Source organism: Pseudomonas sp. LB3P14 (genome assembly GCF_054898045.1).
Window position 1 is genome coordinate 6,382,619 of sequence record NZ_CM142714.1, and the last position, 17,487, is coordinate 6,400,105.

The 17,487-nt window shown below is 58.8% G+C and carries 18 protein-coding genes and 1 pseudogene; 12 read left to right on the plus strand and 7 right to left on the minus strand.

Features of this window, described 5'->3' with window-relative positions; all coding sequences use genetic code 11:
* Positions 1-38: 38 nt before the first annotated feature.
* Complete coding sequence (gene dksA / locus ACYZT5_RS29255; protein ID WP_007902025.1) at positions 39-479, minus strand: RNA polymerase-binding protein DksA; 441 nt, start codon at positions 477-479, stop codon at positions 39-41.
* Between the two features lie 333 nt (positions 480-812).
* On the opposite strand from dksA, the gene ACYZT5_RS29260 reads away from it, so the two are divergent.
* Positions 813-1,985 carry a pyridoxal phosphate-dependent aminotransferase gene (locus ACYZT5_RS29260; protein WP_462048459.1) on the plus strand — a complete coding sequence of 391 codons (1,173 nt, stop codon included), beginning with the start codon at positions 813-815 and terminating at the stop codon, positions 1,983-1,985.
* Positions 1,985-2,698, plus strand: coding sequence for a DNA/RNA nuclease SfsA (gene sfsA, locus ACYZT5_RS29265; protein ID WP_462048460.1), 714 nt, complete (start codon positions 1,985-1,987; stop codon positions 2,696-2,698). The genes ACYZT5_RS29260 and sfsA overlap by 1 nt, the downstream gene beginning before the upstream one ends.
* Here sfsA and ACYZT5_RS29270 read toward each other — a convergent pair.
* Positions 2,695-3,012 (minus strand): Rieske (2Fe-2S) protein, encoded by a 318-nt coding sequence (locus ACYZT5_RS29270; protein ID WP_462048461.1) that lies wholly within the window; start codon positions 3,010-3,012, stop codon positions 2,695-2,697. The two genes, sfsA and ACYZT5_RS29270, sit on opposite strands and share 4 nt — an antisense overlap.
* Before the next feature lie 166 nt (positions 3,013-3,178).
* Here ACYZT5_RS29270 and ACYZT5_RS29275 point away from each other — a divergent pair, with 166 nt between their 5' ends.
* From ACYZT5_RS29275 to ACYZT5_RS29290, 4 genes are read left to right on the plus strand one after another with little or no spacing between them, the layout of a single operon-like run.
* Positions 3,179-4,051, plus strand: a complete 873-nt coding sequence (locus ACYZT5_RS29275; RefSeq protein WP_462048462.1) for a heme/hemin ABC transporter substrate-binding protein — start codon at positions 3,179-3,181, stop codon at positions 4,049-4,051.
* 50 nt (positions 4,052-4,101) lie between these two features.
* Positions 4,102-5,085: a FecCD family ABC transporter permease gene (locus ACYZT5_RS29280; protein ID WP_462052328.1), complete on the plus strand. Its 984-nt coding sequence runs from the start codon at positions 4,102-4,104 to the stop codon at positions 5,083-5,085.
* On the plus strand, positions 5,085-5,852 hold the full coding sequence (locus ACYZT5_RS29285) for a heme ABC transporter ATP-binding protein (RefSeq protein WP_462048463.1): 768 nt from the start codon (positions 5,085-5,087) through the stop codon (positions 5,850-5,852). The genes ACYZT5_RS29280 and ACYZT5_RS29285 overlap by 1 nt, the downstream gene beginning before the upstream one ends.
* Positions 5,853-5,873: 21 nt before the next feature.
* Complete coding sequence (locus ACYZT5_RS29290) at positions 5,874-6,725, plus strand: ChaN family lipoprotein (protein WP_462048464.1); 852 nt, start codon at positions 5,874-5,876, stop codon at positions 6,723-6,725.
* Between the two features lie 330 nt (positions 6,726-7,055).
* Here ACYZT5_RS29290 and ACYZT5_RS29295 read toward each other — a convergent pair.
* From ACYZT5_RS29295 to ACYZT5_RS29310, 4 genes and pseudogenes are all read right to left on the minus strand, one after another.
* Positions 7,056-7,157, minus strand: a pseudogene (locus ACYZT5_RS29295) (cAMP-binding protein); the annotation flags it as partial.
* A 15-nt stretch (positions 7,158-7,172) separates the two neighbouring features.
* Positions 7,173-7,445, minus strand: coding sequence for a TfoX/Sxy family protein (locus ACYZT5_RS29300; protein WP_003228231.1), 273 nt, complete (start codon positions 7,443-7,445; stop codon positions 7,173-7,175).
* 244 nt (positions 7,446-7,689) lie between these two features.
* The gene (locus ACYZT5_RS29305) at positions 7,690-8,034 is read right to left on the minus strand and encodes a pentapeptide repeat-containing protein (protein ID WP_008015079.1); all 345 of its coding nucleotides are present in this window, start codon (positions 8,032-8,034) and stop codon (positions 7,690-7,692) included.
* Between the two features lie 91 nt (positions 8,035-8,125).
* Positions 8,126-9,682, minus strand: a complete 1,557-nt coding sequence (locus ACYZT5_RS29310; protein WP_462048465.1) for a bifunctional aminoglycoside phosphotransferase/ATP-binding protein — start codon at positions 9,680-9,682, stop codon at positions 8,126-8,128.
* A 118-nt stretch (positions 9,683-9,800) separates the two neighbouring features.
* On the opposite strand from ACYZT5_RS29310, the gene mrcB reads away from it, so the two are divergent.
* From mrcB to ACYZT5_RS29325, 3 genes are read left to right on the plus strand one after another with little or no spacing between them, the layout of a single operon-like run.
* Positions 9,801-12,125 carry a penicillin-binding protein 1B gene (gene mrcB / locus ACYZT5_RS29315; RefSeq protein WP_462048466.1) on the plus strand — a complete coding sequence of 775 codons (2,325 nt, stop codon included), beginning with the start codon at positions 9,801-9,803 and terminating at the stop codon, positions 12,123-12,125.
* A 16-nt stretch (positions 12,126-12,141) separates the two neighbouring features.
* On the plus strand, positions 12,142-12,876 hold the full coding sequence (locus ACYZT5_RS29320; protein WP_462048467.1) for a tetratricopeptide repeat protein: 735 nt from the start codon (positions 12,142-12,144) through the stop codon (positions 12,874-12,876).
* Positions 12,876-13,211, plus strand: a complete 336-nt coding sequence (locus ACYZT5_RS29325; protein WP_033054374.1) for a YqcC family protein — start codon at positions 12,876-12,878, stop codon at positions 13,209-13,211. The genes ACYZT5_RS29320 and ACYZT5_RS29325 overlap by 1 nt, the downstream gene beginning before the upstream one ends.
* 113 nt (positions 13,212-13,324) lie before the next feature.
* Here the strand turns inward: ACYZT5_RS29325 and ACYZT5_RS29330 are convergent, their stop codons facing one another.
* Positions 13,325-13,741 (minus strand): DUF4124 domain-containing protein, encoded by a 417-nt coding sequence (locus tag ACYZT5_RS29330; protein WP_462048468.1) that lies wholly within the window; start codon positions 13,739-13,741, stop codon positions 13,325-13,327.
* 401 nt (positions 13,742-14,142) lie between these two features.
* Here ACYZT5_RS29330 and ACYZT5_RS29335 point away from each other — a divergent pair, with 401 nt between their 5' ends.
* The 3 genes from ACYZT5_RS29335 to ilvC are packed head-to-tail and all read left to right on the plus strand — an operon-like array spanning position 14,143 to position 17,426.
* Positions 14,143-15,867, plus strand: a complete 1,725-nt coding sequence (locus tag ACYZT5_RS29335) for an acetolactate synthase 3 large subunit (protein ID WP_462048469.1) — start codon at positions 14,143-14,145, stop codon at positions 15,865-15,867.
* A 2-nt stretch (positions 15,868-15,869) separates the two neighbouring features.
* Positions 15,870-16,361, plus strand: a complete 492-nt coding sequence (gene ilvN / locus ACYZT5_RS29340) for an acetolactate synthase small subunit (RefSeq protein ID WP_003176102.1) — start codon at positions 15,870-15,872, stop codon at positions 16,359-16,361.
* Between the two features lie 48 nt (positions 16,362-16,409).
* The gene (gene ilvC, locus ACYZT5_RS29345) at positions 16,410-17,426 is read left to right on the plus strand and encodes a ketol-acid reductoisomerase (protein WP_007948647.1); all 1,017 of its coding nucleotides are present in this window, start codon (positions 16,410-16,412) and stop codon (positions 17,424-17,426) included.
* The last annotated feature ends 61 nt before the right edge of the window (positions 17,427-17,487 follow it).

The following is a 17,487-nucleotide window of genomic DNA, read 5'->3' on the forward strand; positions in this document are numbered from 1 at the left end:
GGAGCGTTCGCACGCTCCGTTTTTCGTTCAGGTCGAGATTACTTACCGACTTGCTTTTCCTTGATTTCCGCCAGGGTCTTGCAGTCAACGCACATGTCGGCGGTAGGGCGGGCTTCCAGTCGCTTGACGCCAATTTCGACGCCGCAGGACTCGCACCAGCCATATTCTTCGTCTTCGATCAATTGCAGCGTCTTGTCGATCTTCTTGATCAACTTGCGCTCACGATCGCGGGCGCGCAATTCAAGGCTGAATTCTTCTTCCTGGCTGGCACGGTCTGCCGGGTCAGGGAAGTTGGCCGCTTCGTCTTTCATGTGATCAACCGTGCGGTCGACTTCCTGCATCAAGTCCTGTTTCCACTTATTCAGGATCTTGGTGAAGTGAGCGCGCATGGGCTTGCCCATGTATTCCTCGCCCTTCACTTCTTTGTAGGGTTCGAAGCCGCTGATCGACTGGTTTTGCTGCTTTGCTTGGGTGGGCATGAAATGGACCGCCTCTACTCTTGTAATCCATTGCGCAGGATTGCTCCATCACCGACACCTGCCGGCCCTGCGGCTGCAAGCGGGCGAACTTACCAGATCAAATCGGACCGCGCTACTCCCGGATGTCGAGGTAGTGGCCCGCTGTGCTTGCAAATGATTGCAAAGCCTTGTCTGGCGGTGCTGGAGACCTGATCAATAATTGATTTTAGTCAAACCTGGGGCACACGCTCGAGTCGTTTGTGTCCAAGGTTATTACGCGTCTGACCGCTTTAGGTTCTCGCTCGTTCCTGCGCTTGGGTAGAATCAATTTTTTTCCCCGTTGAAGGAAGGCTAATGGCTCAGCCCTACAGTGCCCGCAGTCGCGCGATCGAACCTTTCCATGTCATGGCGCTGCTGGCGCGTGCCAATGAATTGCAAGCGGCTGGCCACGACGTGATCCACCTGGAGATCGGCGAACCGGACTTCACCACCGCCGAGCCAATCATTCAGGCCGGCCAGGCCGCATTGACGGCGGGGAAAACCCGTTACACCGCCGCGCGGGGTATTCCCGAATTGCGTGAGGCCATTTCGGGCTTTTATCAGCAGCGTTATGGCCTGAACATCGATCCGCAGCGAATTCTCATTACGCCCGGCGGTTCTGGCGCGTTGCTGCTGGCCAGCGCTTTGTTGGTGGACCCGGGCAAGCACTGGCTGCTGGCGGACCCAGGCTATCCCTGCAATCGGCATTTCCTGCGGTTGGTGGAAGGCGCGGCACAGCTTGTCCCTGTAGGTCCGGACGTGCGTTATCAGCTGACGCCGGAGCTGGTGGCCCGCCATTGGGATCAGGACAGCGTCGGCGCCTTGGTGGCATCGCCAGCCAACCCGACCGGGACAATCCTGACCCGCGATGAGCTGGCGGGCTTGTCTGCCGCGATCAAGGAGCGCCACGGTCATCTGGTAGTGGACGAGATCTATCACGGTCTGACTTACGGCACTGATGCGGCCAGCGTGCTGGAAGTCGATGACAGCGCCTTTGTGCTGAATAGTTTTTCAAAGTATTTCGGTATGACCGGCTGGCGCCTTGGTTGGCTGGTGGCGCCGGAAGCGGCGGTCGGTGAGCTGGAAAAGCTCGCCCAGAACCTCTACATCAGCGCCCCGAGCATGGCCCAGCACGCCGCTTTGGCCTGCTTCGAACCGGCCACGATCAGCATTCTGGAAGAGCGTCGCGCCGAATTCGGCCGTCGTCGGGATTTCCTGTTGCCAGCCCTGCGAGCGTTGGGCTTTGGTATCGCCGTTGAGCCTGAAGGTGCGTTCTACTTGTATGCCGATATCAGCAAATTCGGCGGCGATGCCTTCGCTTTCTGCCGGCATTTCCTCGAAACCGAGCATGTGGCGATCACCCCCGGCCTGGACTTCGGGCGCTATCAGGCCGGGCATCACGTGCGGTTTGCCTACACCCAAAGCCTGCCGCGCTTGCAGGAAGCGGTCGAGCGCATCGGTCGCGGTCTACGGAGCTGGCAAGGCTGATGCATTTCCATCCTCCCCTCGAAGAAGGCCGTTTGATTCGTCGCTACAAGCGTTTTCTCGCCGATATCGAAACCGCTAGTGGCGAGTTGCTGACCATTCACTGCCCGAACACCGGCTCGATGCTCAATTGCCAGGTCGAAGGCGGGCAGGTCTGGTTCAGCCGTTCCAACGACCCCAAGCGCAAGTTGCCCGGCACCTGGGAAATCGGCGAAACCCCGCAGGGACGCTTGTTTTGCGTGAACACCGGGCGGGCCAACGGTTTAATCGAAGAAGCGCTGCGGGCAGGTGTCATCACCGAACTGAACGGCTTTACCGAGCTGAAGCGCGAAGTAGCCTACGGTCAGGAAAGCAGCCGCATCGATTTCCGTCTCGATTACCCGAGCGGGCCGGCTTATGTGGAAGTCAAAAGCGTGACCCTGGGCTTCGATGGTTCTTCGGTGGCGGCGTTTCCTGATGCAGTGACCCAGCGTGGGGCGAAGCATTTGCGCGAATTGGCGCATTTGGCTCGGGACGGAATTCGTGCGGTGCAGTTGTATTGCGTCAATCTCACCGGCATCGACGCCGTGCGTCCTGCAGAAGAAATCGATTCGGCCTACGCCGCAGCCTTGCGTGAGGCGGTGTCGTGTGGGGTCGAGGTGCTGGCCTATGGCGTGCACTTGACCCACGAAGAGATGGTGGTCGATCGGCGTCTGGGCGTGTTGCTCAACGGTTAAAGGCTGATCCAGATCCCTTGCTCGTCTTCGTGGCAGGCGACGGTGGTCAGGGACTGTCCTGCGCAAGGGCCGGCGACGCATTCCCCGTCTTCGATCAGAAACAGTGCGCCGTGGGTTGCGCACTGGATCAGGCTGTTGCTGGGGTCGAGAAACTGGTCGGGCTTCCATTCAAGTCCGACGCCACGGTGCGGGCAGCGATTGATGTAGACGTAAACCTGGCCGCCACGGCGTACGGCAAAGAGCTTCTGGCCGTCGATGTCGAAGCCGCGACTGTTGGCATCGGCCAGCTCAACGCCTGCACAAAGAAACTTCATGTCTATCCTCAAGTCCTGCGGCTCGTGACCGGATATGTCCGAGCTTGACGTTCAAATGCAAACAATTATCAAATGGCCGCCTTGCCTGTCGGGTTCAGGTGCCAGATGCCGAGGATACTTGGCCTGTCATCTCGATGCCCGGGAAAACCCTTAAAGGAAGCTGTTTATGCGCCTGAGTACCCGCGTTGCTGCGCTCTGTGTCGGACTCCTCGTCAGCCACAAAGCCGCAGCGGCCGAGTTGCCACAACGTTGGGTCAGTGCCGGTGGTGCTTTGTCGGAATGGATCAGCGCACTGGGCGGTGAATCGAAACTGGTCGGTGTCGATACCACCAGTCTGCACCCGGAATCGCTCAAGGCATTGCCGAGCATCGGGTATCAACGGCAATTGTCGGCGGAGGGCATCTTGAGCTTACGCCCGCAGATTCTGGTCGGGACCGAGGAAATGGGGTCGCCACCGGTGCTTTCGCAGATTCGCAGTGCGGGTGTGCAGATCGATCTGTTCTCGGCCCAGCCGGATCTGCCGACCTTGCAGGGCAATTTGCAACACCTGGGCAAGTTGCTCGGCGCTGAAGATCAGGCCTCACAATTGTTTCAGACCTATCAACAGCAACTTGATCAGCAACAGGTCCGGGTCACTCGGGCACAGTTGAAGCAAAAGTCGCCGGGCGTGCTGTTGTTGCTTGGCCACGCGGGCGGCAAACCGCTCATCGCCGGCAAGGACACCGCCGCCGATTGGTCGCTGCAGCAGGCCGGTGGGCACAATCTGGCCACGCATACCGGCTACAAACCCTTTTCTGTCGAATCCCTGGTCAATCTGGATCCCGAGGTGCTGGTGTTTGCCGATCGTGCACTGACCGGCGATGCGGCACGTGCGGCGTTGTTCAAGGAGAACCCGATCCTGTCCTCGACCCGTGCGGCCAAGGATGGGCGAGTCATGGAGCTTGATCCGACGTTGTTGGTCGGGGGCTTGGGGCCGCGGCTACCTGATGCGCTGAAAAAACTGTCTGACGCTTTTTACCCCGGTACCGCCGGCCAATGACCATTCTGGTTAAACCCCGTGCTTTATTTATTGGTCTGATCCTGCTGTGTGTGTTGGCCATCTGGCTGTCTTTGGCGCTTGGGCCGGTGAGCTTGCCGTTGCTCGACACCTTGCGTGCAGCCCTGCGGCTGGTGGGGGTACCGATCGCGCCCGACGGACTGGAACAGGCTGAGCTGATCCTCGGGCAGATTCGCTTGCCGCGAACCTTATTGGGGTTGGCCGTGGGGGGTGTGTTGGCACTGTCCGGCGTGGCGATGCAGGGGCTGTTTCGTAATCCCCTAGCCGATCCGGGACTGGTCGGCGTCTCCAGCGGTGCGGCATTGGGCGCGGCGATCGCGATCGTCGGTGGTTCTGTGTTCGGCGGTCTGCCTGAATCCTTCGGGCCTTATCTGTTATCGCTGTGCGCGTTTCTCGGCGGGCTCGGCGTGACGGCGCTGGTGTATCGACTGGGCCGGCGCAACGGGCAGACCAACGTCGCGACCATGTTGCTGGCCGGTATTGCGTTGACTGCGCTGGCCGGCTCCGCCGTGGGGCTGTTCACCTATCTGGCAGATGACGCGACGTTGCGCACCCTGACGTTCTGGAACCTGGGCAGCCTCAATGGCGCCAGCTATTCGCGGCTCTGGCCGTTGCTGCTGATCAGTGCCGGCGTGGCACTGTGGCTGCCGCGTCGGGCCAAGGCCTTGAATGCGTTGTTGCTGGGTGAGTCGGAGGCCGGTCACTTGGGCATCGACGTCGAAAGGCTCAAGCGTGAATTGGTGTTCTGCACGGCGCTGGGTGTCGGTGCAGCGGTGGCCGCCGCGGGGATGATCGGGTTTGTCGGTCTGGTGGTGCCGCATCTGGTGCGACTATTGGCCGGTCCGGATCATCGGGTGTTGTTGCCAGCGTCAGTATTGGCGGGTGCCAGTCTGTTGTTGTTTGCCGATCTGGTGGCGCGACTGGCCCTGGCACCGGCCGAATTGCCGATCGGGATCGTCACGGCTTTCATCGGTGCGCCGTTCTTTCTGTATTTATTGCTCAGAGGACGTGCCTGATGTTGCGAACGCAAAATCTGCAAATCCGTCGGGGTCGAAAGATTGTCCTGACGGACATCACGCTTGAGCTCAAGCCGGGCGAAGTCCTCGGTGTGCTGGGGCCTAACGGCGCCGGTAAAAGCACCTTGCTCGGCGCCTTGTGCGGTGAGTTGCAGGCTGATCACGGCAGCGTCTGGCTCGACGAGCGCGCGTTGAGCGATTGGACCGGGACGGCGCGAGCGCAGCGTTTGGCGGTGTTGCCGCAGGTGTCGACTCTGGACTTCGCCTTTCGTGTCGAAGAAGTGGTCGGCATGGGCCGCTTGCCGCATCAAAGCGGTCGGGTCCGCGATGACGAGATCGTCGCCGCCGCGTTGCACGCTGCCGATGCCGGGCATTTGAGTGGCCGCAGCTATCTGGCCTTGTCCGGTGGCGAACGTCAGCGGGTGCATCTGGCTCGAGTTCTGGCGCAGCTCTGGCCGGGCGAAGCAGGGCAAACGTTGTTGCTCGACGAGCCCACATCGATGCTCGACCCGCTTCATCAGCACATCACTTTGCAAGCTGTACGCGAGTTCGCCAATCGCGGCGCGGCGGTGCTGGTGATCCTGCATGATCTGAACCTGGCGGCGCGCTATTGTGATCGCCTGTTACTGCTCGAAAGGGGGCGTCCGGTGGCGCTCGATGTCCCGGAGCAGGTGTTGCGCCCGGAACCACTCAAGGCCGTGTTCGGGCTGGAAGTATTGGTGCAGCAGCACCCGGAGCGTGGGCATCCGCTGATCATCGCCCGCTGAGTTTTTTATGGGGGTGAACACATGCGTGGGATTTTGATGCTGGCCTTGCTGATGCTGAGTGCCTGTCAGCATGTTTCGACTCCGCCGCCGGTTGTCGGCGAGATTCGGGACTTGCGCAGCGGCCAGGCCCTCACGGCTCAGGAGCTGGTTACGCGGCTGGAGAAGCCTTCGCGGTTGATCGTGGGTGAACAGCATGACAATCGCGATCACCATCAACTGCAACTGTGGTTATTGCAGTCGCTGGGTGAGCGGCGAGCTCAAGGTAGTCTGTTGCTGGAAATGCTTACGCCGGATCAACAGCTGCGCGTCGACGACGTTCGCCGCGCCTCGCCGCCACCGGCGAATTTGCCCGCTGCATTGGCCTGGCAGTCTGGCTGGGACTGGAATGTGTACGGGCCGGTCGTTCGTTTCGCGCTGGCCCAGCCATATCCGCTGCTGGCAGCCAATCTGGACATGCTTGAAGTCCGTGCCGTTTACGCCAATCCCCCGACATTGAGCGGATCGGGCGCCAACGCTGTTTCAGTCAAGGACGAGTTACTGGAGCAAATCAGCGACTCCCACTGTGGTTTGCTGCCTGAATCGCAGATGCCGGCGATGCTGGCGGTCCAACAGCAACGTGACCGACGGATGGCCGAGCGCTTGCTGGCTGCGCCTACGCCTTCACTGTTGTTTGCCGGCGCTTACCATGCGCGCAAGGATGTCGGCGTGCCGATCCATGTGCTTGATCTGGGAGAACCCCAGGCGCCTGCGGTGTTGATGCTGGCGGAGCAGGGTAGCGAGGTCACCCCGGCCATGGCGGATTACGTCTGGTACACGCCGGCCACACCGCCCCAGGATTACTGCGCGCAAATGCGTAAGCAATTTGGCAAGTGATCGAACGACTTTTTTCAGGCAAAAAAAGACCCGGCAAGAGCCGGGTCAAATAACCGTGATTAGCCTGATGAGGAGATATCTGAGAGTCCGAACCAAGGGCTTTTCAAATATCGACCAGTCTCGCGACCAGTTGTGATAATCATAGCGATTCTCATTACCAAGTCAACCGCTGATTTCTCAATAATTTGAATTACGCTGTCCACTGGCGGGAAACGCCCGTAATCATTGGGTTTCAGCCTGTGCGGTTGAGCGAACTCAGCTGAGTGATGTGCTTGTTCAGCAGGTCGATGCGTCGGGCTATGCTCTTGATCAGGCTGTGGGCGATCTTCGCGGTCCGCAAGGCATCAAACCTTCCAGCAGCCGGACGGGAATATGTTGCAGTCGGTTGATCAACGCGTCGGCGTAAGCCGGTTGTTCCCCAAGTAGGTACATGGTTGCTGCGCCCGTTCAGTTCTTGTGACGTGACGAAATAGCTTCCAGCTGTTTGTTCAAGGCGTCCTTGCGCTCTGCGGGAATGTCGTTCCAGTGCACATCCATCAGGGCACCTTCGATGGCATACAACAACACCTTGGACGCCCGAAACCCGCGCGTGCGCACGGCCCGATAAGCATCCACCGCCCCAAGGCGACGCAAGTCCGAAGCGCTGTGGATGCCCACGGCATGCAGCCACTGCGCCGACGTCTTGCCAAGATTCTTCAGGTGCTGCAGTTCATCATTCATCAAGCCTCCTTGCGACGGTCGAACGGTGCGTGGGCGAGCTTCTCAGGAGTGTAGCCATCAGTAGGAAAAGCGTGATTGTTTGGTCGGTTTCGACGCAAAAGCTTCTAAGAGGCGAAGTCCCCCAGCGGCGTGAAAGTCCGCGAATGCGGTAGGAAGAGAGGACGGTGGAATCAGGTCTCCAGGCCACATATGCCCAGAGTTCAGCGCAAAGGGGGGCGCCGAACGTGGCAGTTAACGGTCGCTTTTAGCGGGTGCGATAACGCAGGCGTGTACCGAAATTCATCGACATCAGGATCTCGTCAGCACTCAGCTCTGGCGGGAAGTAGGCGCCGGAGATCTGTGCATGAGCAAGGCTCGCGCCTTCCAGGGAGGCGTTGCGAAAGTCGATGCCGCGCAAGTCGGCGGAGCGAAAATAGGCATCGGTAAAGTCGACACCGTCGGCGTTCAGCTCACGCAGGTCCAAACCCCGGAAATCGCCACCGACCATGTCGATAGGTCCGTCTTTAGGACGCTCGTTGTTGAAACCGGTGATGTCGTCTTTGTGCAGCAACGCATAAAGCGGGGTGTCGAGTAGTTTCGGCTGGCTCATGTCACATCACCTGTTGGTTTTATGACGCCAGTATAGTGCCACTATTTGGCAGCCGTGAAGCCGGCGAAGGCTTCACGGCTGAAATAGCTTCTTACAGACCCGGCAGGCGCTGGCGAATCTGTGCAACGACTGTGTCGAGGGTTCCGCTTTCATTGGTCTGAACGCGTTTGCTGCAGAGAATTTCTGCTGGCGTCAGGGCCTCACGAGTGGCTTGCTGGGCTTCGATAACGGTCAGGTTGGCGTCGGACGGGTCCTTTTTGTCTGCCTGGCGCAGCGCCAGCCAGCTCTCGATCACCGCTTGCGGCGCATTGCAATCGAGGATCAGGAATGGCGCGCCGGTGGCTTCGGCGATTTTCGCTGCGCCGTCACGCTGGTCGCGTTTGAGGTAAGTCGCATCGATCACCACCGGGAAACCAGCACGCAGGATCACCGCGGCAATTTCATGCAGGCGGGTGTAAGTGGCGGCGCTGGCGTCTGCACTATAGATGCCGGCCTGAGGGTCGTTGGGTACGGTTTGCTCGCCGAACAGACGTTTGCGCTCTACATCGGAACGCAGGCGAATAGCGCCCAACGCTTCCACCAGACGCATGGCCACATGGCTTTTGCCGACGGCAGAAACACCGTGGGTGATGGCCATGAAGCGCGAAGGAATGGTGCTGTAGCTTTCCGCCAGGTTGGCGTAGTTGCGGTACTGACGCAGGGTGGTGGCTCGCTGCACCGGGTCGGCCTCGGCCGGCATGCTGAACAGGCTGACCTTGGCGCGAACCAGTGCGCGGTAGGCTTTATAGAAGTTCAGCAACTCAAGGCCCTGGTAATCGCCGGTCAGTTCCAGGTACTGGCTGATGAAGCGACGCGCCAGACTTTTCAGGCCACGGTCTTCGAGGTCCATCGCTAGGAATCCGGTGTCGGCGTAAACGTCGGTGAAGCGGAACGGTTCGTTGAACTCAATGCAGTCGAAAATCACGACCTTGCCGTCGATCACGGTGGCGTTGCCCAGGTGGATGTCGCCGTGGCATTCGCGGATGAAACCTTCGGCCTTGCGCTGGGCGAACAGTGGCTTGAGGCGTTCGAAGCTGCTTTCGGCCCAGGCTTGCAGGGCGTCGAGTTGCAGCAGATCGGCCTTGTCGCTGAGGAACGGGCGGATCTGTTCGAAGTTCTGGCGTACCGGCGCCATCACGCTGTCCGGTGTGCCGGCTTCGTGCTCGGCAGGCACTTTCGGCGCGCTGAGGTGGAATTGAGCGATTTGCGCGGCCATCTCGTCGATGTGCGTGGTGGTCAATTCGCCATTGGCTTGCAGCGTGCTGAGCAGTTGGCTCTGTGGGAATTGACGCATTTTCAGTGCGTAATCGACGACCGGACCCTTGCCGTCCAATTGTGGTGCTTCGACGCTGCCGGTGATTGGTAACACTTCGAGATACAAATCGTTGGTCAGGCGCTGGTTAAGACGCAGCTCCTCCCCGCAAAAATGCTTGCGAGCATCGAGGCTGGTGAAATCCAGGAAGCCGAAATTCACTGGTTTCTTCACTTTATAAGCAAAGGGGCCGGTGAGGATTACCCATGAGATGTGGGTTTCGATGACCTGGAACCCGTCTACGGGATGCGGGTAGAGGGCCGGGTTTTGCAGGGCAGCGATCAGGGACTGGCTCACAAGCGATCCTTCAGTGTCTGGGGAAAATTCACGGCCGCCATTATGGCCGTAAGTCCGTCTGACGCAAACCTTGGAGGGCTCCTGTTGAGTATGAATAAAGTGCGTATAATCCGCCGCCATGACTCGTACTCGATCCCCCCGCACCCCCAAAAAACCACCTTCCAAGGGCCTGAGCCCCTGGCTGGGCTGGGCCCTTAAACTCAGTCTGGTCGGCCTCGTGGTGCTCGCCGGATTCGCGGTTTACCTCGACGCCATCGTCCAGGAGAAGTTCTCCGGCAAGCGCTGGACCATTCCGGCCAAGGTGTACGCGCGCCCGCTCGAGCTGTTTACCGGCCAGAAGCTGAGCAAGGATGACTTCCTCACCGAGCTCGACGCCTTGGGCTACCGACGTGAAAGCGTGAGCAATGGACCCGGCGCGGCGGCGGTCAGCGGCAATACCGTCGACTTGAATACCCGTGGCTTCCAGTTCTATGAAGGCCTGGAGCAAGCGCAACCAGTACGGGTGCGTTTCTCTGGCGACTACGTGGCCGAACTTTCGGCGACCAACGGTTCGAAGCTTTCTGTGGTGCGGTTGGAACCGCTATTGATCGGCGGGATTTACCCAAAAAATCTCGAAGATCGCATTTTGATCAAAATTGATCAGGTCCCGCCGTATCTGCTGGAAACCCTGGTCGCTGTGGAAGACCGGGACTTCTACAGCCACTGGGGCGTGTCGCCCAAGTCGATTGCCCGAGCCATCTATGTCAACACCTCTGGCGGCAAGATGACCCAGGGCGGCAGTACGCTGACACAACAATTGGTCAAGAACTTCTACCTGACCAGCGAACGCAGCCTGACCCGTAAACTCACCGAAGCCATGATGGCGATGTTGCTTGAGCTGCATTACGACAAACGAGAAATTCTTGAGGCCTACCTCAATGAAGTGTTCGTCGGTCAGGATGGCCAGCGTGCGGTGCACGGTTTCGGCTTGGCAAGCCAGTTTTTCTTCGGCCAGCCGTTGTCTGAACTGAAGCTGCATCAAGTCGCGATGCTGGTGGGCATGGTCAAGGGGCCGTCCTATTACAACCCTCGTCGCAACCCTGAACGGGCGCTTGAACGGCGCAATCTCGTGCTCGATGTACTTGAGCAACAAGGTGTTGCCACCGCCGATCAGGTCGCTGCTGCGAAGAAAATGCCACTGGGTGTGACGACTCGCGGCAAGCTGGCCGACAGCTCATTCCCTGGCTTCCTCGATCTGGTCAAGCGCCAGTTGCGCGAAGACTATCGCGACGAAGACTTGACCGAAGAAGGTCTGAGGATCTTCACCAGCTTCGACCCGATCCTGCAAATGAAAGCGGAAGCGTCGGTCAACGACACCTTCAAGCGACTTTCCGGGCGCAAAGGCTCCGATGACGTCGAAGCGGCCATGGTCGTGACCAACCCGGAAACCGGTGAAGTGCAGGCCATGATTGGCAGTCGTCAGGCAAGTTTTGCCGGCTTCAACCGTGCGCTGGATGCTGTACGACCGATCGGCTCCTTGATCAAACCGGCGGTTTATCTGACAGCCCTTGAGAAACCGAGCCAGTACACCTTGACCAGTTGGCTGTCGGACGACTACTTCTCTGTCAAAGGCGCGGACGGTCAAGTCTGGAAACCGCAGAACTACGATCGCCGTTCTCACGGCACCGTATTTCTGTATCAGGGCCTGGCGCATTCCTACAACCTGTCGACCGCGCGTCTCGGGTTGGCGGTGGGCGTACCGAATGTCCTGAAGACCCTGGCACGTCTCGGTGTGAGTCGCGAATTCCCGGCGTTCCCGTCGATGTTGCTGGGCGCTGGCGGCATGACCCCGATCGAAGTGGCGACCATGTACCAGACGCTGGCCAACGGTGGTTTCAATACGCCGATGCGCGGGATCCGTAGCGTACTGACCGCCGAAGGGGAACCGCTCAAGCGTTATCCGTTCCAGATTCAGCAGCGTTTCGATCCGGCCTCCATTTACCTGATCCAGAGCGCCATGCAGCGGGTCATGCGTGAAGGTACCGGCAGTTCGGTTTACAACGTGTTGCCTAAAACCCTGACACTGGCCGGCAAGACCGGTACCAGTAACGATTCGCGGGACAGCTGGTTCGCCGGTTTCAGCCAGGACCTGCTTGCAGTGGTCTGGCTGGGTCGCGATGACAACGGCAAGACACCGTTCACCGGTGCCACCGGTGCGCTGCAGGTCTGGACCAGTTTCATGCGTAAGGCCGATCCGTTGCCGCTGGACATGCCGCAGCCAGATAACATTGTTCAGGCCTGGGTTGATTCGCGCACTGGACAAGGCTCTGATGCCAACTGCCCAGGTGCCGTGCAGATGCCGTATATTCGCGGCAGCGAACCGCCTCCCGGTGCCGCTTGCGGTGGCGAAAGCCCTGTTTCCGGTGAAACGGTGATGGATTGGGTCAAAGGCTGGATGAATTAAGCAAAGAGGGTTTCAAGTGAACAAGTGGTTGATTCCAGCGGTTACCGCCGTGGCTTTGCTCAGCGGTTGCTCCTCCGTACAACGCGGTTCGATTCCAGTTGTGGATTCCGGCAGCGCTGTCTCCAACAGTGAGCGAGTGTCGGCGAATGGCGGTTTCCGTCAGTCGACGACAAAACGTCCTGCGCAAGCCCAGACTCAGGCAATTCCACAAGGTGATACCGGCGTCGTCGTGATGGTGCCAGGTGGCGGCGCAGTGGCGTCCGCACCGATCAGCTCTTCGCCGATCACGCCAGGCCCGATTACCCCGGGGCCGATCGATACCGCGCCGGTCCAGTCGGCACCGGTCAATCAGGGTAGCTACAGCATGCCGTCGACGCCGAGCGGGATTCCTTCAGCGAACTCCGGTGGCTTGTCTGCCGACGAGCAATTGGACGGTCCGGTTCTGGCCTTGCTGACTACCGCTCAGCAGCAACAGGCGAGCGGTGATCTCAACGGTGCGTCCTCCAGTCTTGAGCGCGCCCAGCGTGTTGCACCGCGTGAGCCACAAGTGCTTTATCGCCTGGCTCAGGTGCGCATGGCTCAAGGCGATGCGCCACAAGCCGAGCAGTTTGCTCGTCGTGGCTTGACCTTCGCCAATGGTCGTCCGGCGCTTCAGGCCAGCCTGTGGGAATTGATCGCTCAGGCGCGTGAGAAACAGGGTGATTCCGCTGGCTCAGCATTGGCCCGTCAGAAGGCCAAGGTTTCGCTGTGATGGATGCACGCTTTCCGAAAATTGCCGAGCAGTTGCTGTTGATCGAGCGTGAGCTGCGGGTCCAGGGTTGGTGGGACGAAGTCTCGCCATCTGCTGAAGCGCTTTCCAGTGTCGAGCCATTCTCGGTCGACACGCTGGATTTCGAGCAGTGGCTGCAATGGATCTTCCTTCCGCGGATGAAGGTGATTCTCGAGCAGGACCTGCCCTTGCCAAACGCTTCGGGCATTCAGGAGATGGCCGAAATGGTCTTCGCCGCCCGTAATGTCCAGGGTAAGGATCGGCAACTGCAGGTGCTGCTCAAAGAGTTTGATCTACTGATTACCGCCTCCCGCTAACGCCGATCCGCCGATTCGTTGTAGGAGCTGTCGAGTGAAACGAGGCTGCGATCTTTTGACTTTGCTTCTAAAAAGATCGCAGCCTCGTTTCACTCGACAGCTCCTACAGGTGTCTACTGGCAGTTACCCGCAATCTGTTTCTGTGCTTCGGTGATGCGCTCCTGACGTTGCTGGTCGGTCAGGCGGCGCGTCTCACCGTCGACATCCTCCCGTATTCGCGGATTGTTCTGCAGTTGAGCCAGGTTCGTTCGCGCCTGTTCGCAGAACACCTTCAGCTGGGCTTGCTGCTCGGCGACCTGCTTTTTCACTTTTTTGTCGATGGCCTGTTGATCGCCAATGGCACCGCTGCGTGGCGGTGGGGCCTGGTTGCTGGCAGGCGCGGAGGGCGTGACCACCGTTGTGGCTTCCCGGCCTTGGGGCGGCTGGGCGTCGAAGTGGGTAACGCCCTGGGCGTCGACCCATTTGTAGATCTGGCCTGCCATGCATAAAGAGCTGATGAGCAGGGTGACCATGAAGAAGATCGTTCGCATGCCTTTTCCTTGTCATGGGTTGCGCAATTGAAGCTAACACAGTTGCTGTTTAGCGGTTTTTTCTTGCTTTCTCATGTGCTTAGTTCAATAAAGCACATAGACGACTTGACTTGGAGAGGACGAAACAGAAGAATCCAAAGTCCGCTGTAGAGGGACTGCCAGAAGCAGGCCCGCTCAGCAGATCATGAGGCGCACACCCGCGCCGACCTGTTACACCCGCAACGCGTTACCTCGCGCTGGGTGGGAAAGGCCCGCAACACTTGGGACGATCCCAATACTTGCTCAGTCAGTGCTGACGTAGTCGGCGACCACCGTCGCTCATGCTCTGCTGAGAAGTAAACCTATTAAGACCCGTCCTCTTTTTATGTGGGCGGTATTCTGGCGTTTTAGAGGTGAACAACGTGGAGCTTTTATCTGGCGGTGAGATGCTCGTCCGCTTTTTGCGTGACGAAGGCGTCAAATATATCTACGGGTACCCGGGTGGTGCTCTTCTTCATGTCTACGATGCCCTGTTCAAAGAACCGGAAGTGACCCACATCCTGGTTCGTCACGAACAGGCTGCGACCCATATGGCTGACGGTTATGCCCGTGCCACCGGTAAAGCCGGTGTGGTACTGGTCACTTCCGGCCCGGGCGCAACCAACGCCATCACCGGTATTGCCACGGCCTACATGGACTCCATTCCGATGGTGGTCATTTCTGGCCAGGTGCCTAGCACCATGGTGGGCACCGATGCGTTCCAGGAAACCGACATGATCGGTATCTCCCGGCCGATCGTGAAGCACAGCTTCATGATCAAGCACGCCTCGGAAATCCCGGAAGTCATGAAGAAAGCGTTCTACCTGGCGCAATCCGGTCGTCCGGGTCCGGTCGTGGTCGATATCCCGAAAGACATGACCAACCCAGCCGAGAAGTTCGAATACATCTTCCCGAAAAAAGCCAAGCTGCGTTCCTACAGTCCGGCCGTTCGCGGTCACTCCGGGCAAATCCGCAAGGCAGCAGAAATGCTCCTGGCGGCCAAGCGTCCTGTGATGTACGCAGGCGGCGGTGTGATCCTCGGTGGTGGCTCCGCGCCACTGACCGAATTGGCGAAGATGCTCAACCTGCCAGTGACCAATACCCTGATGGGCCTGGGTGCCTACCCTGGCACCGACCGTCAGTTCATCGGCATGCTCGGCATGCACGGCAGCTACACCGCTAACCTGGCGATGCACCATGCCGACGTGATCCTGGCAGTCGGTGCGCGTTTCGACGACCGCGTGATTAACGGCCCGGCCAAGTTCTGCCCGAATGCCAAGATCATTCACATCGACATCGACCCGGCTTCGATCTCCAAGACCATCAAGGCCGACGTGCCAATCGTCGGTCCGGTCGAGAGTGTCCTGACCGAAATGGTCGCGATCCTCAAGGAAATTGGCGAGACCCCGAACAAGGAATCCGTTGCCAGTTGGTGGAAGCAAGTTGATGAGTGGCGCGGTGACCGCGGCCTGTTCCCTTACGACAAGGGCGACGGCAGCGTCATCAAGCCTCAGACCGTGATCGAAACCCTGTGCGAAGTGACCAAGGGCGATGCCTTTGTGGCCTCCGACGTGGGTCAGCACCAAATGTTCGCGGCGCAGTACTACAAGTTCAACAAGCCGAACCGCTGGATCAACTCCGGTGGCCTGGGCACCATGGGCTTCGGTTTCCCGGCGGCCATGGGTATCAAGTTGAGCTTCCCGGATGCCGACGTCGCCTGCGTAACGGGCGAGGGCAGCATCCAGATGAACATTCAGGAACTGTCGACCTGCCTGCAATACGGTTTGCCGGTAAAAATCGTGATCCTGAACAATGGCGTGCTGGGTATGGTTCGTCAGTGGCAAGACATGAGTTACGGCAGCCGTCACTCGCACTCCTACATGGAGTCGCTGCCTGACTTCGTCAAGCTGGCAGAAGCCTATGGTCACGTTGGCATGCGCATCACCGACTCGAAAGATTTGAAGTCGAAGATGGAAGAGGCGTTCGCCATGAAAGATCGCCTGGTGGTTATCGACATTTCGGTTGATACCAGCGAGCACGTCTACCCGATGCAGATCAAAGACGGCTCCATGCGCGATATGTGGCTGAGCAAGACGGAGCGTACTTAATCATGCGGCACATTATTTCCTTGCTTCTGGAAAACGAACCGGGCGCTCTGTCTCGTGTAGTCGGCCTGTTCTCACAGCGCAACTACAACATCGAAAGCCTGACCGTGGCACCTACCGAGGACCCGACCCTGTCGCGTCTGACGCTGACCACTGTCGGCCACGATGAAGTCATCGAGCAGATCACCAAGAACCTGAACAAGCTGATCGAAGTGGTCAAATTGGTCGACCTGTCGGAGAGTGCTCACATCGAGCGCGAACTGATGCTGGTAAAGGTCAAGGCCACCGGCGCCCAGCGCGCCGAGATCAAGCGTACGACCGATATTTATCGTGGGCAGATCGTCGATGTCAGCGCTAGCGTGTATACCGTTCAATTGACCGGTACCAGCGACAAGCTCGACAGCTTCATTCAGTCCATTGGCACCGCCTCGATTCTGGAAACCGTCCGCAGCGGCGTAACCGGTATTGCCCGCGGCGACAAAGTACTCAGCATCTAAACCAAATTAGCGAATGGCCTGAACGGCCTGGATATATAGGGGAAATTCATGAAAGTTTATTACGAAAAAGACTGCGACCTGTCGATCATCCAGGGCAAGAAAGTTGCCATCATCGGTTACGGCTCCCAAGGCCACGCTCAAGCGTGCAACCTGAAAGACTCCGGCGTTGACGTTACCGTTGGCCTGCGTAAAGGCTCGGCGACTGTTGCCAAGGCTGAAGCTCACGGCCTGAAAGTGACCGACGTTGCTTCCGCTGTTGCGGCTGCCGACCTGGTCATGATCCTGACCCCGGACGAGTTCCAGTCCGCTCTGTACAAGAACGAAATCGAGCCGAACATCAAGAAAGGCGCCACCCTGGCCTTTTCCCACGGTTTCGCGATCCACTACAACCAGGTTGTGCCGCGCGCTGACCTCGACGTGATCATGATCGCGCCGAAAGCTCCAGGCCACACCGTGCGTTCCGAATTCGTGAAGGGCGGCGGTATTCCTGATCTGATCGCTATCTATCAGGACGCCTCGGGCAACGCCAAGAACGTTGCGCTGTCCTACGCCGCTGGCGTTGGTGGCGGTCGTACCGGCATCATCGAAACCACCTTCAAGGACGAGACCGAAACCGACCTGTTCGGCGAACAAGCCGTTCTGTGCGGCGGTACTGTTGAACTGGTCAAAGCCGGTTTCGAAACTCTAGTTGAAGCTGGCTACGCGCCAGAAATGGCCTACTTCGAGTGCCTGCACGAACTGAAGCTGATCGTTGACCTCATGTACGAAGGCGGTATCGCCAACATGAACTACTCGATCTCCAACAACGCTGAATACGGCGAGTACGTGACCGGTCCGGAAGTGATCAACGCCGAATCCCGTCAAGCGATGCGCAACGCCCTGAAACGTATTCAGGACGGCGAATACGCCAAGATGTTCATCAGCGAAGGCGCTACCGGCTATCCTTCGATGACCGCCAAGCGTCGTAACAACGCCGCTCACGGTATCGAAATCATCGGTGAGCAACTGCGCTCCATGATGCCGTGGATCGGTGCCAACAAGATCGTCGACAAAGCTAAAAACTAAGTCGCGCACTTGTACGGAAAACGCGGCCTAGGCCGCGTTTTTTCGTTTGGGTGACCGGTTC